The sequence below is a fragment of the Mycetocola zhujimingii genome, assembly GCF_003065425.1.
GTDB classification, from domain to species: domain Bacteria; phylum Actinomycetota; class Actinomycetes; order Actinomycetales; family Microbacteriaceae; genus Mycetocola_A; species Mycetocola_A zhujimingii.
Genome location: NZ_CP026949.1, coordinates 1,544,410 through 1,566,334 on the forward strand (window position 1 = coordinate 1,544,410; position 21,925 = coordinate 1,566,334).

Below are 21,925 nucleotides of genomic sequence, written 5' to 3' on the forward strand. Positions count from 1 at the left end.
TTACAGCCCGGCCGCGCTCTGCAGCTCGGTGACCCGGTCGAGACGCTCCCAGGTGAAGTCCGGGAGTTCGCGGCCGAAGTGCCCGTATGCCGCAGTCGCAGCGTAGATCGGACGAAGGAGGTCGAGCGATGACACGATGGCGGCCGGCCGGAGGTCGAATACCTCGCGGATGGCGTCGACAATGGTCTCTTCGGAGACCTTCGCCGTGCCAAAAGTCTCGACGTAGAGACCGACGGGAGCAGCCTTGCCGATCGCATACGCCACCTGCACCTCGAGCTTGTCGGCGAACCCGGCAGCGACGGCGTTCTTCGCCACCCAGCGCATCGCGTACGCAGCGGAGCGGTCGACCTTCGACGGGTCTTTTCCGCTGAACGCTCCCCCGCCGTGCCGTGCGGCTCCGCCGTAGGTGTCGATGATGATCTTGCGGCCGGTGAGGCCTGCGTCGCCCTGCGGGCCACCGATGACGAAGCGGCCGGTCGGGTTGATGAGGAACTTCACGTCCGACGTGTCGAGGTCTACGGAGTCGAGGACGGGCTTGATGACGAGTTCTTCAACGTCTGCTCGAAGCTGCCCGACCTCGATGCCGTCGCGGTGCTGGGTCGAGAGGACGATGGTCTCGACCGTCCGCGGCGTGATCCCGTCGTACCCGATGGTCGCCTGGGTCTTGCCGTCTGGGCGCAGGTAATCGAGTTCGCCGGACTTGCGGACCTCGGCGAGGCGCTCAGCGAGGCGGTGCGCGATCCAGCCGGGGACGGGCATGAGCTGCGGCGTCTCTGTCGTCGCGTAGCCGAACATGATGCCCTGGTCGCCAGCGCCCTGAGCGTCGAGAGCGTCGGAGCTGGACTCCTCGCGTGCCTCGAACGCCGCGTCGACGCCCTGGGCGATGTCGGGCGACTGCTGGCCGATCGACACGGACACGCCGCAGGACTTGCCGTCGAAGCCGACGTCGGAGTGGTCGTAGCCGATGTTGGTGACGAGCTCGCGGATCAGGGCGGGAATCTCGACGTAGGCCTCGGTCGTGACCTCACCGGCGACGTGGACGAGTCCGGTGGTGACGAGGGTCTCAACGGCGACCCGGCTCTGCGGGTCTTGTTCGAGCATCGCATCGAGGATGCTGTCTGAGATTTGGTCGCATACTTTGTCTGGATGCCCTTCGGTGACAGATTCCGAGGTAAACAGGCGCAGTTGCGTCATACCAACTCCAAGTGGGACAGGGTGATTGAGGGGCTAAACGAGCGAGTTCAGGATGCTGTGAGCAACGTCGAGTTTCTCGCCTGAGGCCTTCATCACTATATCTCCGCCCTGTGACAGCATCACGACACTGTTACGGTCGGTGGAGAATCCTTCGGACCAGCTGACCCGGTTGAGGACGAGGAAATCGCAGCCCTTTCGGGCGAGCTTGGCGCGTCCGAGGTCGATCAGTTCGTCCTCGGATTTCGCGGTTTCAGCCGCAAAGCCGACGACGGTGCCCCTGGGCCTGGACGCGGCGAGGCCGGCGAGGATGTCGGGGTTCTTGACGAGGGTGAGCGTGAGTTCGTCACCCGTCGATTCTTTCTTGATCTTCTCGTGCCTGACCTCGGCTGAACGGTAGTCGGCGATAGCGGCAGCCATGATCGTGATGTCAGCTGTCTCTGCGGCATCCGTGACGGCGCGCGCGACGTCGGCCGCAGTCGGCGCCTCGATGACGTCGACACCGGCCGGCACCGGCACGTCGAGGTGCGCTGCAATGAGAGTCACTGACGCGCCGCGGCTCACCGCGGCCTCGGCGAGGGCAATGCCCTGCTTTCCGCTCGATCGGTTGCCGATGTAACGAACGGGATCGAGGGGCTCGCGGGTACCGCCGGCGGTGATGACGACGCGTTTTCCCGCGAGGTCGCGCACGCGAGGAGAGACCACCTCGAGTGCCGCAGCGACGATCGTCTCCGGCTCCTCCATCCGGCCTGGGCCGGAGTCGGTGCCCGTGAGCTGGCCGGATGCCGGACCGACGACCGTCACGCCACGGGAGCGCAGCGTGTGGATGTTGGCGACCGTCGCCGGGTTCTGCCACATCTCGGTGTGCATGGCCGGAGCGATGACGAGGGGTGCCGTGCTCGCAAGCACCGTATTGCCGAGCAGATCGTCCGCAAGGCCGGCCGCGAGCTTGGCGATGGTGTTCGCGGTCGCCGGGGCGATCACGATCAGATCGGCGGCCTGGCCGATGGCGACGTGCCGCACCTCGGCGACGCCCTCGTAGAGCTCGGTGTGCACCGGGTTGCGTGAGATGGCCTCGAGCGTCGGGCGCCCGACGAACTTCAGGGCACCGGCGGTGGCGACGACCTGGACGCTGTGGCCCTGTTTAACGAGTAAACGGATGACACCGACCGCTTTGTATGCGGCGATGCCACCCGTTATGCCGACAACAACGTTCAATGAGCCTGTCATCGGGTACTGCAGAGACTATTCGGCGATGGGACGCAGAACGAGCTTGTCTTCGTTGATCTCGTGGAGTGCAACGGAGAGCGGCTTGTCCTCGACCTGCGAGTCGACGAGCGGACCCACGTTGTCGAACAGGCTGCCTTCATGAAGGTCAGCGTAGTAGTCGTTGATCTGGCGGGCGCGCTTCGACGCGAAAATGACGAGAGCGTATTTCGAGTCGACCTTGCTGAGCAGGTCGTCGATGGGCGGGTCAATAATTCCCTTGGGTTTTTCAGCCATAACTGAAGTTCACACTCCTCGTGCGTCGCGGATTTTGCGGAAGAAAGGTCTTTTGGCGGCTGCATCGCTACAGTGAGTGCACAGCCTGATGCTGTGCATTCGCCCGGTTCGGCGCTGTTTTTACACAGCGCGTCGGGGTCGTGCGCCGCGAGTCTTAATCAAGTCTACGACCTCCTGGGCTGCGTCAGCCACTGTGCCGTTGACGACGCGGTAATCGAACTCGTCCTGGGCGGCCAATTCGTGCCGCGCGGTCTCGAGTCTGCGCTCGCGTTCCTCGGCATCCTCCGTGCCTCGTCCGACCAGCCGTCGGACGAGTTCGTCCCAGCTCGGCGGAAGCAAAAACACCAGGGTGGCCTCGGGCATTGCGGCCCGAACCTGGCGTGCGCCCTGGATGTCGATCTCGAGCAGGACACTGTCTCCGCGGGCGAGAGCCTCGTCGATCGGCCCGCGCGGGGTGCCATACCTGGAGGCGTTGTGCACCGTGGCGTGCTCGAGCAGTTCGTTGTTCTCGATGAGCCGGTCGAACTCCGCGTCATCGACGAAGAAGTAGTTGACGCCTTCGACCTCCCCCGGTCGCGGCTTCCTGGTCGTCGCGGAGACCGAGAGGAGAACATCCGGGTAATTTTCCCGGATGTAGCTGGCGACGGTTCCCTTGCCGACCGCGGTGGGCCCTGCGAGCACGATCAGTCGTGAACGCTTGTGCTGGCGGTTCTTGGATTCCCGGTCTGCGATGAAGTCGTGGAGCCGGGTTCGCTGGTTGGGGCCGAGGCCGCCGAGCCGCTTGGCCGGTGAAATCTTCAGGTCTTCGAGGATGCGAGTGAGCTTGGTGCGACCGATCGCCGGCACGCTCAGCAGGAAATCGGTCGCGCGCATCCGCCCTGCAACGCCATCGGGGTCGGCGAAGGCGTCGTCGAGGACGGTCAGGGCCGAAATGGCGCCAGAGGACACCCGGTTCTTGAGTTCCGCTCGTGCGCGTCGCGCCTCGACAGCGGCGCGGGAAGCCGCAACGCGGTCTACCTCCGGTGGGGTTCGGACTGTCTGCTCAGGCACTGGCCTGCCTCACTATTTCTGCTCGGGTGGTGACGGCGCGGCGGATCCCATCCGGACCCGCGCCGAGCACGCTTCGTGATTCGGAAACGATGACACCGCTGGAGAGGGCACCGTAGGTTTTCTGCATCGACTCGGCCTCCGCGCCCTGGTGGCCGAAGCCGGGAGCGAGCACCGGCGGCGTCGGTTGCGGCGCGAGTTCCAGGTCGAACTCGGCGAGTCGGAGTGTCGCCCCGATGACGACGCCAATGGATCCGAGGGCGCCGGTGGCGTGCTCGGCGTTCCAGGCGTTGACCTCGTCGACGATCGATCGCGCGACCGTCGTGCCCGCCGACATCCGTGCCTGCTGCAACGCCATTCCTTCGGGGTTTGAGGTCGCAGCCAGCACGAACAAGCCCTTGCCCGTTGATTCGGCGAGGGTACTCGGCGCGGCGAGCGAGCCGACGCCCTGGTACGCGCTCACCGTGAGCGCGTCTGCCTCGAGGGGTGAACCGGGTGTGAGCCAGGCCTGCCCGTATGCTTCGACGCTCGAACCGACGTCCCCCCGCTTGGCATCGGCAATGACCAGGATGCCGCGTGAACGGGCGGCGGCGAGGATCTCCTCCAGCGCGGCATATCCGGCGGAGCCGAACCGCTCGAAGAACGCCACCTGCGGTTTTACGATTCCGGCGTTGCCATCGACAGCGTCAATGACCCGGAGTCCGAACTCACGCGCACCCGCTGCCGTGTCGGCGAGTCCCCAGTCCCTGAGGAGCCAGGCGTGGGGGTCGATACCGACACAGAGCCGACCACGCTCGTTGAAGACGCGCTCAAGTCGTTCCCCGAAGGACACTGTCATGCGCGAGACGCCCTGTCCTGGGCGTACTCCTGGAGTGAGCGGACGTCGAAGCCGTTGCGGACAGCCTCGATCGAGGCAACCGCGGCGGTCAGCTCCGCAATCGTCGTGAAGAGAGGCTTGTCTTCGGCGACGGCGGCAGCACGGATCTCGTAGCCGTCAGCACGACCGCTGCGGCCTGACGGCGTGTTGATGACAATGTCGACCTCGTGGCGGTTGATCAGCTCGACAATCGACGGTTCGCCGAGTGTCGACTCGTCGCCCTCGGAGTACTTGCGAACGGTGCGTGCCGAGATGCCGTTGCGGTTGAGGATCTCAGCGGTTCCCTCGGTCGCGAGGATCTCGTAGCCGAGCTCCTGGAACCGGAGGATCGGGAGCACGATCGAGCGCTTGTCGCGGTCGGACACCGAGACGAACACTGTGCCGGACAGCGGGATGCCGCCGTAGGCCGCGGTCTGGCTCTTGGCAAACGCGCGGGGGAAGTCCTTGTCGATGCCCATGACTTCACCGGTCGATCGCATCTCAGGGCCGAGGATCGAGTCGACGATGCGACCGTCAGCGGTGCGGAACCGCTTGAACGGGAGCACCGCCTCCTTGACCGAGACCGGCGAGTCGATCGGGATGCGCGAACCGTCGACGGGAGGGAGGAGTCCCGAGCCCTTGAGGTCTGCAATCGTCGCTCCTGTCATGACGAGGGACGCCGCCTTGGCGAGCGGGATGCCGAGTGCCTTCGACACGAACGGAACCGTGCGCGATGCGCGAGGGTTTGCCTCGAGGACGTAGAGGATGCCTGCGCCGATCGCGAACTGCACGTTGATCAGTCCCTGAACGCCGATCCCCTGCGCGATGGCCAGGGTCGCATCGCGCACCCTGTCGATCTGCGCCCGACCGAGCGAGATGGGAGGCAGGGTGCAGCTCGAGTCACCCGAGTGGATCCCGGCCTCTTCGATGTGCTCCATGACGCCGCCGATGTACAGCTCGGTACCGTCGTAGATCGCGTCGACATCGATCTCGATGGCGTCGTCGAGGAATCGGTCCACGAGCAGCGGGTGCTGCGGTCCGATGATGCCCTGGTCGGCCATCCGCAGGAAGTAGTCCTCGAGGGATGCCGTGTCGTAGACGATCTCCATGCCGCGGCCGCCGAGAACGAAGCTCGGTCGAACCAGGACCGGGTAACCGATCTCCTCAGCGATGGTGATCGCGCCGGTGATCTCGGTCGCTGTGCCGTTCTTCGGAGCGAGCAGTCCGGCATCCGCGAGGATCTGTGAGAACGCGCCGCGTTCCTCGGCCAGATCGATTGCTTCGGGTGTGGTTCCGAGGATCGGCACGCCAGCGGCCTTGAGGCCGGTGGCGAGGCCGAGGGCTGTCTGTCCGCCGAGCTGGACGACGACGCCGACGAGTTCGCCAGACTTGCTCTCGGCGTCGATGACCTCGAGGACGTCCTCGAGGGTCAGCGGTTCGAAGTACAACCGGTCGCTCGTGTCGTAGTCGGTCGACACGGTCTCCGGGTTGCAGTTGATCATGATCGTCTCGAAGCCCGCTTCACTGAGCGCGAACGACGCGTGGACGCAGGAGTAGTCGAACTCGACCCCCTGGCCGATCCGGTTGGGGCCCGAACCAAGGATGACGACCTTCCGGCGGTCAGACGGAGCGACCTCGGTCTCGGTGTCGTAGCTTGAGTAGTGGTACGGCGTCAGCGCGGGGAACTCCCCGGCACAGGTGTCGACGGTTTTGTAGACGGGGCGAACGTCGAGGATGTGACGGACCTCACGGACCTGGTCCTCACCGAACCCGCGCAGCTGGCCGATCTGAACGTCGGAGAAGCCGTGGTTCTTCGCCGTGACGAGAACCTCGGTGTCGAGCACAGAAGCGTCACGGATGTAATCAGCCACCTCGTTGATCAGGGAGATCTGGTCGAGGAACCACGGGTCGATCTTGGTGGCCTCGAAGAGCTGCTCTGGCGTCGCGCCGAGGCGGAGCGCCTGCTGCACGACGACGATGCGTCCGTCTGTCGGCACCTTGGCGATCTCGATGAGCTCGTCGACCGAACGGAGCTCCTCGCCCCAGTGGAAGCTCGATCCGCGCTTCTCGAGCGAACGCAGTGCCTTCTGCAGCGCCGTCGAGAAGTTCCGACCGATTGCCATGGCCTCACCGACGGACTTCATGGTTGTCGTGAGGGTGGCATCCGCTGCCGGGAACTTCTCGAATGCGAACCGGGGAACCTTGACGACGACATAGTCGAGGGTGGGCTCGAAGCTCGCGGGCGTCACCTTGGTGATGTCGTTCGGAATCTCGTCGAGGCGGTAGCCGATGGCGAGCTTCGCGGCGATCTTGGCGATGGGGAATCCCGTTGCCTTCGAGGCGAGGGCACTCGACCGGGAGACGCGGGGGTTCATCTCGATGACGATGATGCGGCCGTCAGCCGGGTCGATGGCGAACTGGATGTTGCAGCCACCGGTGTCGACGCCGACGGCGCGGATGATGTCGATGCCGATGTCACGGAGCTTCTGGTACTCACGGTCGGTCAGGGTGAGCGCCGGGGCGACGGTGATCGAGTCGCCGGTGTGGACGCCGACGGGGTCGACGTTCTCGATCGAGCAGACGACGACCGTGTTGTCCGCGGTGTCGCGCATGAGCTCAAGCTCGTACTCCTTCCAGCCGAGGATGGATTCCTCGAGGAGGACCTCGGTGGTGGGGCTCTGGTGCAGGCCGTCGCCGACGATGCGGCGGAGCTCGGTCTCGTTGTAGGCAAAACCAGATCCGAGTCCGCCCATGGTGAACGAGGGCCGGACGACGAGCGGGTAGCCAAGGTCGTCGGCGAATCCGACAGCCTCTTCGACGGTGTGCGCGATGTGCGACCGTGCAACGTCCGCACCGGCGTCGAGCACGAGCTGCTTGAAGATCTGGCGATCCTCGCCCTTGTTGATCGCCTCGAAGTTCGCGCCGATCAGCTCGACGTCGTACTTCTCCAGGATGCCGTTCTCGTGCAGCTGGATGGCCGCGTTGAGCGCCGTCTGGCCGCCGAGTGTCGGGAGGATGGCATCGGGGCGTTCCTTGGCGATGATGGTCTCGATGACCTGCCAGGTGATCGGCTCGATGTACGTCGCGTCGGCGAAGTCCGGGTCGGTCATGATGGTCGCCGGGTTGGAGTTCACGAGGATGACGCGGACGCCCTCTTCGCGGAGCACGCGGCAGGCCTGGGTTCCTGAGTAATCGAACTCGACGGCCTGGCCGATGACAATCGGGCCCGAACCGATGACGAGGACGCTCTGGATGTCGTCGCGTTTTGGCATTAGTTGTCGTCTCCTGCTGAGGTGTGGTTGTTCGCGATCACGAGGTCGCGGAAGCGATCGAAGAGGTGGTTGGCGTCGTGCGGGCCTGCAGCCGATTCCGGGTGGTACTGGACGCTGAATGCGGGGATGTCGAGGCAGGCAAGTCCCTCGACCACCTGGTCATTGAGGCTGTAGTGGCTCACTTCGACGCGCCCGAATCCCTCTGGCGACTGGTGGTCGCCCTCGATCGGCAGGTCGACGGCGAAGCCGTGGTTCTGCGAGGTGATCTCGACCCGGCCCGTCGACTTGTCGAGCACAGGCTGGTTGATGCCGCGGTGGCCGAACGGGAGCTTGTAGGTGTCGAAGCCGAGGGCGCGACCAAGCAGCTGGTTACCGAAGCAGATGCCGAAGTACGGCACGTTCTCCCGGAGGACCTCGCGGAGCAGGGTGACGTGTGCGTCACTCGCGGCGGGGTCGCCGGGGCCGTTGGAGAAGAACAGGGCGTCGGGCTTGAGGCTCAGAACGTGGTCTGCCGTGACGTTCTGTGGGAGCACCATGACGTCGAAGCCGCGCTCGGAGAGGTAGTTGACCGTCGACTTCTTGATGCCGAGGTCGAGGACAGCAACCCGGCCGATGCGCTCGCCCTGAGCGGGAACCTCGTACGGGTCGATCGTCGAGACGTCGCCGGAGAGGTTGCGTCCCTTCATCTCGGGACCCTGGCGGACCTGGTCGAGCTGGTCCCCCTCTGAGAGGTTGAAGTCGGCGCCGGAGAAGATGCCGGCACGCATCGAGCCGCTCGACCTGATCCGCCTGGTGACGGCGCGGGTGTCGATGTCACTGATGCCGACGATCCCGTCCTGGGAAAGCTCGCTGTCGAGGCTGTGCTCTGACCTGAAGTTCGACACCATGCGGGATGGGTCGCGCACGACGTATCCGGCGACCCAGACGCGCGACGACTCCATGTCCTCGGCGTTCATTCCGGTGTTGCCGATGTGCGGGGCCGTCATGAGCACAATCTGGCCCGCGTACGACGGGTCGGTGAGTGTCTCCTGGTAGCCGGTCATGCCCGTTGAGAAGACAACCTCACCCAGTGTCTTGCCCGTCGCGCCGTATGCGCGACCGACGTAGCGGGAGCCGTCTTCCAGAACGAGGACGGCGGGTTCTGCTGAGCCAAATCGTGAATTGCTCATGGTTTCTCACTCTCGGTTGACGGTGTGGGACCGGACGATGCCGGACCCGTCGAGTTCAATGACGCCAGCGCGTCGAGTACGGGGGCGTGTTTGGTCGGATCGATCACGCGAACGTAGCTGTCGGCATCCGTGTCGCCAGTGCGCCAGGTGATGCTGACGAGTCCGTCGGATTCGACGACGCGATCGATGGTCCACGTGGCTGGCTGGGCCGAGCGGATGCTGTCGGCCGGCAGGAAGATCGGGTCCTGTCCTGGGACGGACAGCACGACTCCCTCCTCGGCCACGATGAGTTCGGCGCGGGCCCTGAAGGCCAGGCCTCGGATCGCCAGTCGTTCGAGCGGCTGGCCGGCCCTGGTGGTCGCGACGTAGAGGACGTCTGTCGTCAGCAGGGGGTGGACACCGCCGGCGGGAAGCGGTGCCCCCGCGGAGACGCCGCTGTCGCGTCGGGCCCTGGCGCGCCACGCGAACCACATGCCGGCGAGCAGGATCGCAAGGAGCCCGAGAACGAGGGCTGCGGGAAGGAGCCGGTCAGGCATTCGCAGCCGCCCGTCCTGCACGCGCCTGTTGTGCGATCTCGTCGACCGGGCGCAGAGCCCCGTCGAGAACCGTTGGGTATCCGTCGTGGAAGGTCGCAACGACGCGACCGGGCAGGGTCAGGTCGAGGTAGGGCGAATTCATGCCCTTGCCGCGGAGGTCGCCGGTGCTGAAGGTGCGCGACGCCTGGGGGTCGTAGAGCAGCACCTGCGCCGGTGCGCCGACGGCGATGCCCTGACCGTGCCGCGTGATGCGTCCGATCCGGGCAGGAGCCGATGACAGGACCCGCGCGACGTCCGACCAGTTCAGCAGGCCGGTGTCGACAACGGATGCCTGCACAACGCTGAGAGCGGACTCGAGGCCGACCATGCCGTTCGCTGCGGCATCCCACTCGCAGTCCTTGTGCTCGGTCGGGTGCGGTGCGTGGTCCGTTGCGACGATGTCGATGGTGCCGTCAGCGAGGGCCTCGCGGAGCGCGAGGACGTCTTCCTGACGGCGAAGCGGCGGGTTGACCTTGTACCTGGCGTCGTAGCTGCGGACGAGCTCTTCGGTGAGGAGGAGGTGGTGCGGGGTGACTTCAGCCGTCACCGAAATGCCGCGCGCTTTGGCCCAGCGGATGACGTCGACGCTTCCCGCGGTCGACACGTGGCAGATGTGGAGCCGGGACCCGACGTGTTCGGCCAACAGGACGTCACGGGCGATGATCGACTCTTCGGCAACCGCCGGCCAGCCCTGCAATCCCAGTTCGCCCGACACAGCGCCCTCGTTCATCTGGGCACCGACGGTGAGCCTGGGGTCCTGGGCGTGTTGCGCGATGACGCCGTCGAACGACTTGACGTACTCGAGGGCGCGGCGCATCAGCAGCGGATCGGAGACGCAGAAGCCGTCGTCGGAGAACACCCGCACCTGGGCGCGGGATGCTGCCATCGCGCCGAGTTCGGCGAGCTGTTCGCCCGCCAGCCCGACGGTGACGGCGCCGATAGGCTGGACCGTCGCGTAGCCGGCTTCCTGACCGAGGGCGAGTTCTTGTTCGACGACACCGGCGGTGTCTGCGACGGGCGAGGTGTTCGCCATGGCGAAGACGGCGGTGAATCCACCGGCGGCAGCGGCCTGCGTACCGGTCAGCACGGTTTCGCTCTGCTCGTAGCCGGGCTCACGGAGGTGGGTGTGCAGGTCGACGAGGCCCGGGAGTGCGAGCAGTCCGTCTGCGTCGACAACGGAGGCGCCGTCGGCGGAGAGGGACCCACCGAGTTCGGCGATGATGCCGTCGGCGATGCGGATGTCTGTGGTGCTGCCATCTGCGAGGGTCGCCTGGCGGAGGAGGTAGGTCTCTGTAGTCATGGTTATGCGTCCTCCCGATCGCCCGACAGCAGCAGGTAAAGTGCGGCCATCCGCACGGAAACTCCGTTGGCCACCTGTTCGCGGACCGTGGATTGGGGCGAGTCAGCTGCTGCAGCGGAGATTTCCAGACCCCGGTTCATCGGTCCGGGGTGCATGACAATGGTAGTCGCCCGAAGCTGGTGCAATCGTCCATCGTCGAGGCCCCAGCGCCTCGAATACTCCCGGCTGTTGGGGAAAAACGCGTTTCGCATCCGCTCGGCCTGGATACGGAGCATGATGATCACGTCGGGCTCTGAGGCGATGGCCTCGTCGAGGTCGTAGCCAACGGTTACCGGCCAGCCCGAGGTGTTCACCGGCACGAGGGTGGGCGGTGACACGATGCTGACGGTGGCGCCGAGTGTGGTGAGCAGCCAGACATTCGACCGCGCAACGCGGGAGTGGAGCACATCGCCGACAATCGTGACCGCGAGTCCGTCGAGGTCTTTCCCTCGCGAGGCTGCGCCGTGGACGCGCTTCCGGATCGTATACGCGTCGAGGAGCGCCTGCGTCGGGTGTTCGTGTGTTCCATCTCCCGCGTTCAGGATTCCGGCGTCGATCCATCCGCTGGTCGCCAGGGTTTGCGGTGCGCCGGATGCGGGGTGACGGATGACGACGGCATCCGCGCCCATCGCCTGAAGCGTCTGTGCTGTGTCTTTGAGGCTTTCACCCTTCGAGACGCTCGACCCTTTGGCACTGAAGTTGATGACGTCCGCGCTCAGGCGCTTGGCCGCAGCCTCGAATGAGATGCGGGTTCGGGTCGAGTCTTCAAAGAAGAGGTTCACGACGGTTTTGCCGCGGAGGGTCGGGAGCTTCTTGACCTCGCGCAGCTGGGTGTCAGCCATGTCTTCGGCGACGTCGAGGAGACCGATGGCGGTGTCACGGCTGAGATCGCGCGTCGACAGGAGGTGGCGCATCAGGACTCCATCCCATCGATCGAGACGAGGTCAGCGCCGTCGAGTTCCGTGAGACGCACGTTGATGCGTTCGGTTTGCGCGCTGGGCAGGTTCTTGCCGACGAAGTCAGGCCGGATGGGCAGCTCGCGGTGCCCACGGTCGATGAGGGTGGCCAGGCGGACGGCGCGTGGCCTGCCGATGTCACCGATGGCGTCGAGAGCGGCGCGGATGGTGCGACCCGAGTACAGGACGTCATCGACGAGGACCACGGTCTTGCCATCGATACCGGATGCCGGGATGTGCGTTGGCGCCGGAGTGCGGGTGGGGTGCTTGGCGAGGTCGTCGCGATACATGGTCACGTCGAGGGACCCCGCGTCGATCGGCGTGCCGGTGATCTCCGAGATCAGAGCGGCGATGCGGTCGGCGAGAATGACCCCGCGGGTCGGAATGCCGAGGAGGACGAGGTCATCTGCGCCTCGATTGGACTCAAGGATCTCGTGGGATATCCGGGTCAACGCTCGGGCGATGTCAGCCTGCTGAAGTACGACGCGCGCACTCATGCCGACTCCCTTCTCCGTCTCTCTGGACGGCGTTAAAGGTTGTCAATTGTTTTTCACTCTAGCAGTTGGCGCGGCGCTCCCCCGGTGGCGCGTGCCATTCAGTGCGGAACCCTGCCCGGTCGGTACGACCTCTCGCGCTGCCGGGCGCTGGTGCATGTGGCGGTTGCCACACGCACGCCGCTGCGGCGCGGTGTGCCGGTATCGCCTTCGGCACTCTCGCTGCCCATCAATGTTTGCCACTCTCTCCTCCTTCGCGAGACTGGGCTGCGCTCGGATTTCTAACGGAGCATGCAACTCAGCGGAAGTACGTTCTACGAGCTCACCGGAAGTATGGTTTGCGGCGGATCCATTCGGCGATGGTGACCTGGGGTTTGCCGTTCACCATCGAGACGGTGAACACTCCGGTGTCGACCATCCGGTGGTGGAACCAGCAGAACAACACACCGTTATCGATGTGGGTCGGCCCGCCCTCCGCGTGGGGAGTGATGTGGTGCGCTTCGCAGCCGGTGGCCGGGATCTGACAGTCGGGCATGCCGCAGGTTGGTCCGTCGCGGGCGATCATGCCCATCCGTTGGGTCCGGTTGAACCCGCGTTGGTCGTTGCCGAGGGCGACGACGGTGCCGTCGGGGTCGATGAACACGGGGATGATGCTCGCGTCACAGAGAATCTGGGTGATCGTTGATGCCGCGACCGGGGTGTTCACTCCCACGATCTGCCCGGTACCGGTCTTCGAGTCAATGACGTCCGCGTTCACGGTGACAACCACGGTGGGTGCGGCGCCGGTGACGCTGGGTGTGTCGGCGGAGCGGGCGAGGGCGTCGATCATCGCGGCGAACACATCAGCGCGTTGCTGACCCGCGGTCCGCCGGGCCCGGATCGGTTCATCCGCCGCGTGGTCCGGCGCCCGACCGCTCCCACCGGTCGCTGCCAACCCTTCATCTGCCAGGGTTCCGGTTGGGGCGTCGCCACCGATGGACCCGAAGATGCCGCTCGTGGGCGCGCTGTCGGGCGCACCAGCGTCGTTCGGGCCGCGGGGCGCACCGGTGGCCGGTGCGGCATTGGGTGCACCGTCGGCGGAGGGATCTGTCATCTCGTATCGGTTCGCGGTCTTCGGACTCAACACCGCATCCAACAGGGCATGAAGTTTCGCACCTACATCGACGGTGACCTGGCCACCGAACTTCACCAACCCCTCCTTCGCGGCACGGGCGATCCAAAAGTCGCGTTTCTGGAACGCTTTGTCGGTGTTGGGCTCGATGCCGTCTTCATCCAACCGGTCCCGCCACTGTCGAGCCTGAATACCGACCAGATCCGCTGACATCGGTAAGCCGTCACGCCAGCCCGCACCGACCGCCTCACTGACCAAAGTGCGTTCCGCAATGGTCAGGTGCTCCACCTCAGCGCGAGGTGCAGCCAACGACAGTTCACGGGTGATCGCCTCGGCTGTTTCCACCCCGATCAAACCCTGCCGGAATGCGTCCCCTACCACCGGGAACAACGGCGGCAACGGGAACCCGGCATCCGTCAGCCTCCGGCAGGTGCGCTGGCCGACCCGGATCAACCGTGATGCCGCCGCGGACGACACCCCGGTGATCACCTCGATCAGATGCGACGGACGCTGGTAGTTGTGCTTCACCGCCAAACCCTCGTTCCCGCGCGCGGGATCTGACCGGTCGGCGACCTCGGCGCTGAACGCCGCAAGGACCGCCTCCCCGGCTCGCACCACCCCGGCGACCTGACCCAGCTGCGTCAGCAGTTGTTCGCCGGTCAACTGGTCGAGATGATCCAGGTCGAGAACATCGACCACCTGCCCCAGATGTGTGAGCAACCCGGTGAGCGCACTCTCACCCTCCGGCTCCGATGCCGGCGGAAAGTCGCTCACCGCGAGGCTCATGACACCCGCACACCCCCACCGGCCGAGCCATCCGAGCCAAGGGCACAAGGCACGGCCACACCCGACTTCGCCACACCAGAACGGTGGCGGATCGGACTGCTGACCGGGATGTTCATGACTTCAGTACACACCCAACCACTGACATTGAACCCGGGCCCCCGGGCACCGCGCACGGGCCTTTGCAGGCACCCGAACGCCACACCAGAACGGTGGCGAATCGAGCTGCTGACCGGGATGTTCATGACTTAACTACACACCCAACCACTGACATTGGACCCCAGCACCACTGGCCCCGCCCGCGTTTGTGCAGGCACCCGAACCCCACACCAGAACGGTGGCGAATCGGACTGCTGACCGGGAGCCTCATGACTTCAGTACACACCCAACCACTGACATTGACCCGGCCCGAGGGACATTGCGTCCACGCCTTTGCAGGCATCCGTCGACCACACCGGAAACGGCGACGATACGAGCTACCGACCCGTCCAACCCACCTCGAGCCACACAGCGCACGCAAAACGCCCGCCACCGCGTGAGCGATGACGGGCGTTTCGACGAGATAAACCCCTAGCCGTTGGCTTGGGCGATCTTTCCGAGCAATCCGTTGACGAATCCTGGTGAATCGTCGGTCGACAGCGTCTTGGCCGATTCGACAGCCTCGTCGATGGCAACCGCGGCAGGCACCTCGGAGTTGAACATGATCTCCCACACACCGATGCGCAGGATCGCACGATCAACAGCGGGCATCCGCGCGAGGGACCAGCCCTGGGCGTACGTCTCGATCTGCTCGTCGATCTCCTCGGCGTTGTCGGCGATACCGTCGACGATGTCGCGCGCGTAGAGCCAGCTGGCTTCACGGTCGGGCTCGCTCGCGGCACGCTGCGCTTCAACGGTGAGCGCCTCGCTCAGCGCCATGTCCCGAAGGTCTGCGCCGTACAGGATGTCGATGGCCCGCTTACGGGCCTTGCTACGGGCGCTCACTAGTCGTTGACGCGTCCCATGTAGTCGCCCGTGCGGGTGTCGACCTTGACCTTGGTGCCCTGCTCGAGGAACAACGGCACCTGGATCTCGTAGCCGGTCTCAACGGTTGCGGGCTTCGTGCCACCGGTCGAGCGGTCGCCCTGGAGGCCTGGCTCGGTGTAGGTGATCTCGAGGACGACGGATGCCGGCAGCTCGACGTACAGCGGGTTGCCGTTGTTGAGCGCAACGGTGACGGCCTGGTTCTCGAGCATGAAGTTGGCGGCGTCTCCGACGACGGATGCCGGCACAGTCAGCTGGTCGTAGTCAGCGGTGTCCATGAACACGAACGCTTCACCGTCGTTGTAGAGGTAGGTGAAGTCGCGACGGTCGACGTTCTCGATGTCGATCTTCGCACCGGCGTTGTACGTGCGGTCGACGGTCTTGCCTGACACGACGTTCTTCAGCTTGGTGCGCACGAACGCGCCACCCTTGCCGGGCTTGACGTGCTGGAACTCGATGACGTTCCAGAGCTGTCCGTCGATGTTGAGGACAATTCCGTTCTTGATGTCGGCGGTAGATGCCATGAAGAGGGGGTTCCGTTCAGTGGGAGAAAAATGTGGTCTGAGGCGACCGATGTGACGAGTTTACCGCAGGAGGCTGTTTACTCGGTTCCAGCCGGTCTCAGGCGGAGTACTGCATCGAGTGCCAGGCGGTACGAATCAAAGCCGAAACCGGCGATCACACCGGTCGCAACACCCGAGATCACGCTCGAGTGTCGGAAGGTCTCCCGCGCGTGCGGGTTCGAGATGTGAACCTCGACCAGCGGAATGCCCGCCTTTGTGACGAGCGCGGCGGCATCCCGAAGCGCGTAGCTGTAATGGGTGAACGCTGCCGGATTGAGGACCACGGGAGTGGACCCGTCAGTTGCCTCGTAGAGCCAGCCGATGAGCTCGCCCTCGTCGTTGGTCTGGCGGAGGTCGATCGAGACGCCTTCGGGAGCGGATGCCTGAAGCATCACCCGCAGGTCGTCGAGGTTGCCGCTGCCGTAGACATCCGGCTCACGCGAACCGAGCCTGCCGAGGTTGGGGCCATTGAGCACGAGCACACGAGTCATGGCTATGAACCTATCTCCTGGTACGCCGCGAAGAGCAGCGCGGTCTCTGGCCCTGCGAGCACCGTCGGCTTGGCGATGTCATCGAGGACGATGAACCGGAGCATGCCGGCTCGGGCCTTCTTGTCGCGCTGCATCGTGGCAAGGAGCGTGCTCCATCGCCCGACCGGGTATTCGGTGGGCAGCGACAGCGAGTCGAGGATGCTGCGGTGCCTGTCGGCGACCGCATCCGGCAGCCGTCCGGCCAGTCGTGAGAGTTCAGCGGCGAACATCATCCCGACGGCAACGGCGGCACCGTGGCGCCACTGGTACCGCTCGGCATGTTCGATCGCATGGCCGAGAGTGTGTCCGTAGTTGAGGATCTCGCGGACCCCGCCCTCCTTGAAGTCCTCACTGACGACACGGGCCTTGAGCGCGATGGACAGCTCGACGACCCGACGGAATTCCGCGGTGGTCGGGTCGGTCACCCGATCGACGTCGGCCTCGATGATGTCGAGAATCTCCGGTTCCGCGATGAAACCGCACTTCACGATCTCCGCGAAGCCGGCGAGGATCTCGTTCTTCGGCAGCGTGTCGACCAGGTTGAAATCGACGATCACTCCTGCGGGCGCGTAAAACGCCCCAACGAGGTTCTTGCCCTCGTTGGTGTTGATCCCGGTCTTACCGCCGATGGCGGCATCCACCATTCCGGCAACGGTCGTCGGCACCTGCACGAGTCGAACGCCGCGCAGCCAGGTAGCGGCCACGAACCCGGCGAGGTCGGTGGTCGCTCCCCCGCCGAAACCAATCACCGCATCGGACCGCGTGAAATCAGCCTGTCCCATGATCTGCCAGCAGAAGGCCGCGACCTCGACGCGTTTGCCGGTTTCGGCATCCGGAATCTCGGCGAGCAGCACCTGGTACCTGCCAGCCAGCGACTCACGCAGCTGCTCGGCCTTGGCGGCCAGGGTCGGTGGGTGCACGAGCAGGACCTTCTGCACGCCGTCACCGAGGGCGACAGCGATGCGGTCGAGGATGCCGCGGCCGACGTGGATCGCGTAGCCGTCTGTTCCCGTGACCTCGATCGTGGTGACCCCGTGGTCATCCCCAGTTGCGCGCGGATTGCCCGTCGTACCGATGTGGTCTGTCATGCTCGTCCTTTCGCCCACGTGGCGATATCTGCAGCGATTCTCTCGATCGGCTGGGTGGAGGTGTCGAAGGTGATCGTGGCGAGTTCGTCGTAGATCGCACGGCGTTCGTCGTAAATGCGCTGCCAGTCGACGGTCCCGTTTGCCAGCAGCGGCCGCTTGTCCGTCTTGATGCGTGCGGCGACGGCATCCGCTGACACGGTCAGCAGGACGACTGTCTTGTCGGCAAGCGCTGCCCGCGTCTCCGGATCCAGAACGGCGCCGCCCCCGAGGGACACAACGGCGCGTTCGACCAGCGCGTCAGCGACGGCATCCTTCTCCAGTGCGCGGAAGGCGGCTTCGCCTCTGGATTCAAAGATGCCAGCGATCGGTCCGTGCTCGGCAACGATGATCTTGTCAGTGTCTAGAAAAGGCACCTCGAGTGCTTTTGCCACCCGGCGACCGATGCGGGTCTTGCCCGCTCCCATTGGCCCAATGAAGACGAGCGGGTACAGGGGGCGGCGGTCGTCGCTCACGCCAGGTGATCCTGGGTGGACGCGGTGGCGGTGCGGAGCCCGGCTGGAATCGCAGCGAGGTAGGACTGGAGGTTGCGACGTGTCTCTTCGACCGAGTCTCCCCCGAACTTCTCGAGGACGCTGTTGGCCAGCACGAGGGCGACCATTGCCTCAGCGACGACGCCAGCGGCGGGAACCGCGCAGACATCCGAGCGCTGGTGGTGTGCACCGGCTGCTTCACCTGTCGCCACGTCGACCGTCCGAAGCGAGTGCGGGACTGTGGCGATGGGCTTCATTCCGGCACGGACGCGGAGAACGGTTCCGGTGCTCATGCCGCCCTCGGTGCCGCCGGCCTTGTCACTCGAGCGCACGATCTGGTCGTCGATCGAGAAGAGCTCGTCGTGCGCCTCTGAGCCGCGGCGCGTCGTGGTGAGGAAGCCGTCGCCGACCTCGACGCCCTTGATGGCCTGGATTCCCATGAGGGCCTGCGCGAGCTGACCGTCGAGGCGACGGTCCCAGTGCACGTGAGATCCGAGTCCGGGCGGCAGGCCGTATGCGAGGACCTCGACGACTCCGCCGAGGGTGTCGCCGTCCTTCTTCGCTGCGTCTACCTCGGCGACCATGAGTTCGGATGTCGCCGCGTCGAAGCAGCGCAGTGGATCGGCATCGAGCGCGTCCACGTCAGCCGGCGTGGGAAGTACGGCGTTCTCGGGTACGCGCACCGGTCCGATCGACAGCGTGTGGCTGACCAGGGTGATGCCGAGTTCGGCGAGGAAGCCCCGTGCGACCGCACCGAGGGCAACCCGTGCGGCGGTTTCCCTCGCGCTGGCGCGTTCAAGAATGGGCCGTGCTTCGTCGAAGTTGTACTTCTGCATGCCGACGAGATCCGCGTGCCCTGGGCGCGGCCTGGTGAGCGGGGCGCTCCTGCCGCGGGACTTCTCGGTCTCCGGCACGGGCTCGGGGTTCATCACCTCGACCCACTTGGGCCATTCCGTGTTGCCGATGCGCAGGGCGACGGGGCTGCCGAGGCTGAACCCGTGGCGAACGCCACCGGAGATGTTGAGTTCGTCCTGTTCGAACTTCATCCGGGAACCGCGGCCGTAGCCGAGTTTGCGGCGGGCAAGGTCAGCGCGAATTGAGTCGAGCGAGACGGGGACGCCGGCGGGAAGACCCTCGACGATTGCAATGAGTTCCGGGCCGTGAGACTCTCCGGCAGTGAGCCAACGAAGCATGGCTCTATCCTTCCACAGCGCCTGAGGTCAGCCTGACCCTGTGACGACCGGCCCGTGCGATTCGCTGGCTCCGCGTGTTCGTCGGGTGCGCTGGTCAGGCAGCGAGCGGAATGCCGCGTGCGTCGAGACCGACGGATGCGAGCATCGCGGTGAGAACAGCATCCTCGTCGTCCAGCGGCTGGAACGGGTCGTTGGAGACGAAGATCCGCACCTGGATGAGCGCCTGGTGCGCGAGCATGGACAATCCGTTCGCGACGACACCACCGGCGTCCGTCCAGCGGGCGGCGAGTTCGCTCGGCCACGGATCGTAGGCGACATCGAGCAGCGCCGACGATGAGAGCACGTTGGACGGGTAGCTGACGGGCAGAGGAGTCCGCCCGGGCAGGGTGCTCACGACGAGCTCAGGACGGGGCACGTCGTCGAACGTGTCGAACGTGCGAATGTCGACGGCGAGGCCAGCCCGCTTGCCCAGGTCGATCAGCGGCCGAGATTTGGCCGGGTTCCTGGCCAGAACGATCACCGAGAGTGCTCCAAGCTCGGCGGCGGCAACAACAGCACTGGCCGCGGTGGCACCTCCACCCAGAATGTGCACGTGGGGCGCCTCAGTGATGCCAACGGATGCCAGTGCCCGTGTGATGCCCGAAACATCGGTGTTGTACCCGAAGGAGGTTCTCGCCCCGTCGTCGCCAACGAACCGGAGTGTGTTGACAGCGCCTGTCAGCGTGGCCATCGCGTCTCGAGTGTCGGCAAGTTCGAACGCCGCCTGCTTGAGCGGCATCGTCAGCGAGAGTCCGCGCCATCCGTTGTCGAGACCGGCGACAGTCGTGGCGAGATCGGTCACCGACACGTTGCGCGAGCTGTACTCCCAGTCGAGGCCGAGAAGCTCATATGCCGTACGGTGCAGCGACGGCGACTTCGAATGCGCGATGGGCGACCCGAACACCGCGAGCCGTTCCCGCATCAGCAGCCCTTGTCCGGGTTCTCCGCGCACCAGGCGCGGAGTTGCTTGACGGCGGTGCCGTGCTCATCGACGGTATTCGTGAACACCGTCTCGCCTGTGTCCAGGTTGACGGTGACGAAGAAGAGCCAGGAGCCCTCGGCCGGTGCCATCGCAGCGGCGATTGCGGTGTCGCCAGGGCTCGCGATCGGCCCGATCGGCAGGCCCGTCTTCTGGTACGTGTTCCACGGATTCTGCGACTCGAGGGCCTCCTGCGTCGACCAGACCGAGTCGGTCTTCGTGGTGTCGCCGTATTGCGCGGTCGAGTCCATCTCGAGCTTCATGTCGACGGCAAGGCGGTTCTGGATTACCCGGCTGACTTTGTAGAAGTCCTCCTCCAGCCGCGCTTCCCGCTGGACGACCGACGCGATGGTCAGGATGCGCTCCCGCTCCTCGACCGGGACGCCAGCGGCGTCGAGCGCGGTGATCGTGCGGTCAACGAGTACCTGGACCACCTGCTGGGCGGACAGCCCCGGATCGAAGGTGTACATGGCGGGAAAGAGCCAGCCCTCGATTGACGGCGCGGTCGCTGGGATTCCGAAGACCGTGGGGTCGGCCACGGCAGCCTCGAATTCAGCGAGGGGAATCTCCGTGCTCGCCGACAACTCCTCGAGAATGGTGGCTCCGGTTTCGCCTTCGCGAACCAGAACGGTCCGCTCGATCTTATTGGCCGGGTCGAGGAGGGCATCGAGCGCAGCCTTCGCGCTCATCTGCTTCTTCAGCTGGTACACACCGGGGTGGAAGACGGGCTCAGGCTTCTCCTCGATCAGTGTCTCGTAGAACGCGTCGACGGTCTTGGTCACGCCACGCGTCTTGAGGGTCTTCGCGATGTCCTGACCGGTGTCGCCCTCCGCGATGGAGACCATCACCTCGCCGCTGCCGACACCCTCGAAGTCAATGGGCTCTTCCCATCCCATGACCGAGCGGATCTGCGGTTCGAAGGTGTTCCAGACGTACAGGCCACCACCGGCGACACCGGCGAGCAGCACGAGCGTCACGATTGCCGCGATGAGTCCCTTGCGGCTGCGCTTCTCTCGCGGCGGGTACGTCGACTCGGTTGTCGATGCGGACCGGCGCTCCGAGCGGGTCGACGTTGTCGCGGCGCGCTCAGCCTGTTCCCTTGCCTCGCGTCGTGACGACGGCGGGTTAGTCGAAGCCGAAGCTTCCGGTGCTTGTGACGCGAGAATGGCGTCGAAATCGCTGGTGCCTTCGGGGCGCTCGGATGTCACGGCCTACGATCCTTCACTCGGGTTGACGAGGGAACCAGGAGGGTGTGAACTGCCGCGCTCCGCGTCGAGGGCATGCTGCAGAATGATGACCGCAGCAACTTGATCGACAATATTACGGGATCTGCTCGACTTCTTGCCCGAGGTGCGCAGCGCTGAGTGCGCGGAGACCGTTGACAGGCGCTCATCGACCAGTCGGACGGGAACAGCGGATGCCGTCGCGAGCTTGCCAGCGAACGCGACAGCATCGTTCGTTGACGCCGTGTGCGATCCGGAGAGCGCCAACGGCAGACCGACCACGAGTTCGATCGGGTTGAGCTCGTCGGCGATCGCGATGATCCTCTTCACGTCTTCCCCGCTGTCGGTCGACCGCTGGACCGTCTCGATCGGTGTCGCCAGCATTCCGTGGAAATCGGAACGGGCGACACCGATGCGGACTTTCCCGACATCGATACCGAGGCGGACTCCCGTGCGCATGG

Annotated in this window: 21 protein-coding genes; all 21 read right to left on the minus strand. The window is 65.3% G+C overall.

From position 1 onward, the window contains the following. The gene (gene metK, locus C3E77_RS07315) at positions 1 to 1,194 is read right to left on the minus strand and encodes a methionine adenosyltransferase (RefSeq protein ID WP_108391029.1); all 1,194 of its coding nucleotides are present in this window, start codon (positions 1,192 to 1,194) and stop codon (positions 1 to 3) included. Between the two features lie 33 nt (positions 1,195 to 1,227). Next, the gene (gene coaBC / locus C3E77_RS07320) at positions 1,228 to 2,409 is read right to left on the minus strand and encodes a bifunctional phosphopantothenoylcysteine decarboxylase/phosphopantothenate--cysteine ligase CoaBC (RefSeq protein ID WP_108393170.1); all 1,182 of its coding nucleotides are present in this window, start codon (positions 2,407 to 2,409) and stop codon (positions 1,228 to 1,230) included. A 27-nt stretch (positions 2,410 to 2,436) separates the two neighbouring features. After that, positions 2,437 to 2,694, minus strand: a complete 258-nt coding sequence (rpoZ, locus tag C3E77_RS07325; protein ID WP_108391030.1) for a DNA-directed RNA polymerase subunit omega — start codon at positions 2,692 to 2,694, stop codon at positions 2,437 to 2,439. Between the two features lie 120 nt (positions 2,695 to 2,814). After that, a complete protein-coding gene (gmk, locus tag C3E77_RS07330) occupies positions 2,815 to 3,744 on the minus strand; it encodes a guanylate kinase (protein ID WP_108391031.1) in 930 nt (309 codons plus the stop codon). Continuing rightward, complete coding sequence (gene pyrF, locus C3E77_RS07335; RefSeq protein ID WP_108391032.1) at positions 3,737 to 4,579, minus strand: orotidine-5'-phosphate decarboxylase; 843 nt, start codon at positions 4,577 to 4,579, stop codon at positions 3,737 to 3,739. The genes gmk and pyrF overlap by 8 nt, the downstream gene beginning before the upstream one ends. After that, positions 4,576 to 7,869, minus strand: coding sequence for a carbamoyl-phosphate synthase large subunit (gene carB, locus C3E77_RS07340; protein ID WP_108391033.1), 3,294 nt, complete (start codon positions 7,867 to 7,869; stop codon positions 4,576 to 4,578). The genes pyrF and carB overlap by 4 nt, the downstream gene beginning before the upstream one ends. Then, on the minus strand, positions 7,869 to 9,038 hold the full coding sequence (gene carA / locus C3E77_RS07345; protein ID WP_108391034.1) for a glutamine-hydrolyzing carbamoyl-phosphate synthase small subunit: 1,170 nt from the start codon (positions 9,036 to 9,038) through the stop codon (positions 7,869 to 7,871). The genes carB and carA overlap by 1 nt, the downstream gene beginning before the upstream one ends. Beyond that, entirely contained in the window at positions 9,035 to 9,574 is a 540-nt protein-coding gene (locus C3E77_RS07350) for a PH-like domain-containing protein (protein WP_162924941.1), read from the minus strand. Before C3E77_RS07350 ends, carA begins: the two co-directional genes overlap by 4 nt. Continuing rightward, positions 9,567 to 10,913, minus strand: coding sequence for a dihydroorotase (locus C3E77_RS07355; protein ID WP_108391036.1), 1,347 nt, complete (start codon positions 10,911 to 10,913; stop codon positions 9,567 to 9,569). The genes C3E77_RS07350 and C3E77_RS07355 overlap by 8 nt, the downstream gene beginning before the upstream one ends. A gap of 2 nt (positions 10,914 to 10,915) precedes the next feature. Further along, on the minus strand, positions 10,916 to 11,866 hold the full coding sequence (locus tag C3E77_RS07360; protein ID WP_108391037.1) for an aspartate carbamoyltransferase catalytic subunit: 951 nt from the start codon (positions 11,864 to 11,866) through the stop codon (positions 10,916 to 10,918). Beyond that, on the minus strand, positions 11,866 to 12,405 hold the full coding sequence (gene pyrR / locus C3E77_RS07365; protein WP_108391038.1) for a bifunctional pyr operon transcriptional regulator/uracil phosphoribosyltransferase PyrR: 540 nt from the start codon (positions 12,403 to 12,405) through the stop codon (positions 11,866 to 11,868). Before pyrR ends, C3E77_RS07360 begins: the two co-directional genes overlap by 1 nt. Positions 12,406 to 12,724: 319 nt before the next feature. Further along, positions 12,725 to 14,287 (minus strand): HNH endonuclease signature motif containing protein, encoded by a 1,563-nt coding sequence (locus C3E77_RS07370; RefSeq protein WP_162924942.1) that lies wholly within the window; start codon positions 14,285 to 14,287, stop codon positions 12,725 to 12,727. 579 nt (positions 14,288 to 14,866) lie between these two features. Next, positions 14,867 to 15,280 (minus strand): transcription antitermination factor NusB, encoded by a 414-nt coding sequence (gene nusB / locus C3E77_RS07375; RefSeq protein ID WP_108391040.1) that lies wholly within the window; start codon positions 15,278 to 15,280, stop codon positions 14,867 to 14,869. Beyond that, the gene (gene efp, locus C3E77_RS07380) at positions 15,280 to 15,843 is read right to left on the minus strand and encodes an elongation factor P (RefSeq protein ID WP_108391041.1); all 564 of its coding nucleotides are present in this window, start codon (positions 15,841 to 15,843) and stop codon (positions 15,280 to 15,282) included. Before efp ends, nusB begins: the two co-directional genes overlap by 1 nt. Positions 15,844 to 15,920: 77 nt before the next feature. Next, entirely contained in the window at positions 15,921 to 16,373 is a 453-nt protein-coding gene (locus tag C3E77_RS07385) for a type II 3-dehydroquinate dehydratase (RefSeq protein ID WP_108391042.1), read from the minus strand. 2 nt (positions 16,374 to 16,375) lie between these two features. After that, positions 16,376 to 17,500: a 3-dehydroquinate synthase gene (gene aroB, locus C3E77_RS07390; protein WP_108391043.1), complete on the minus strand. Its 1,125-nt coding sequence runs from the start codon at positions 17,498 to 17,500 to the stop codon at positions 16,376 to 16,378. Further along, positions 17,497 to 18,012, minus strand: a complete 516-nt coding sequence (locus C3E77_RS07395) for a shikimate kinase (RefSeq protein ID WP_234031336.1) — start codon at positions 18,010 to 18,012, stop codon at positions 17,497 to 17,499. Before C3E77_RS07395 ends, aroB begins: the two co-directional genes overlap by 4 nt. Further along, positions 18,009 to 19,223, minus strand: coding sequence for a chorismate synthase (aroC, locus tag C3E77_RS07400; protein ID WP_108391044.1), 1,215 nt, complete (start codon positions 19,221 to 19,223; stop codon positions 18,009 to 18,011). The genes C3E77_RS07395 and aroC overlap by 4 nt, the downstream gene beginning before the upstream one ends. 94 nt (positions 19,224 to 19,317) lie before the next feature. Then, complete coding sequence (locus C3E77_RS07405; protein ID WP_108391045.1) at positions 19,318 to 20,184, minus strand: shikimate dehydrogenase family protein; 867 nt, start codon at positions 20,182 to 20,184, stop codon at positions 19,318 to 19,320. Further along, the gene (gene mltG, locus C3E77_RS07410; protein WP_234031337.1) at positions 20,184 to 21,449 is read right to left on the minus strand and encodes an endolytic transglycosylase MltG; all 1,266 of its coding nucleotides are present in this window, start codon (positions 21,447 to 21,449) and stop codon (positions 20,184 to 20,186) included. Before mltG ends, C3E77_RS07405 begins: the two co-directional genes overlap by 1 nt. Positions 21,450 to 21,452: 3 nt before the next feature. Next, the gene (gene ruvX / locus C3E77_RS07415) at positions 21,453 to 21,923 is read right to left on the minus strand and encodes a Holliday junction resolvase RuvX (RefSeq protein WP_108391046.1); all 471 of its coding nucleotides are present in this window, start codon (positions 21,921 to 21,923) and stop codon (positions 21,453 to 21,455) included. Positions 21,924 to 21,925 lie beyond the last annotated feature (2 nt).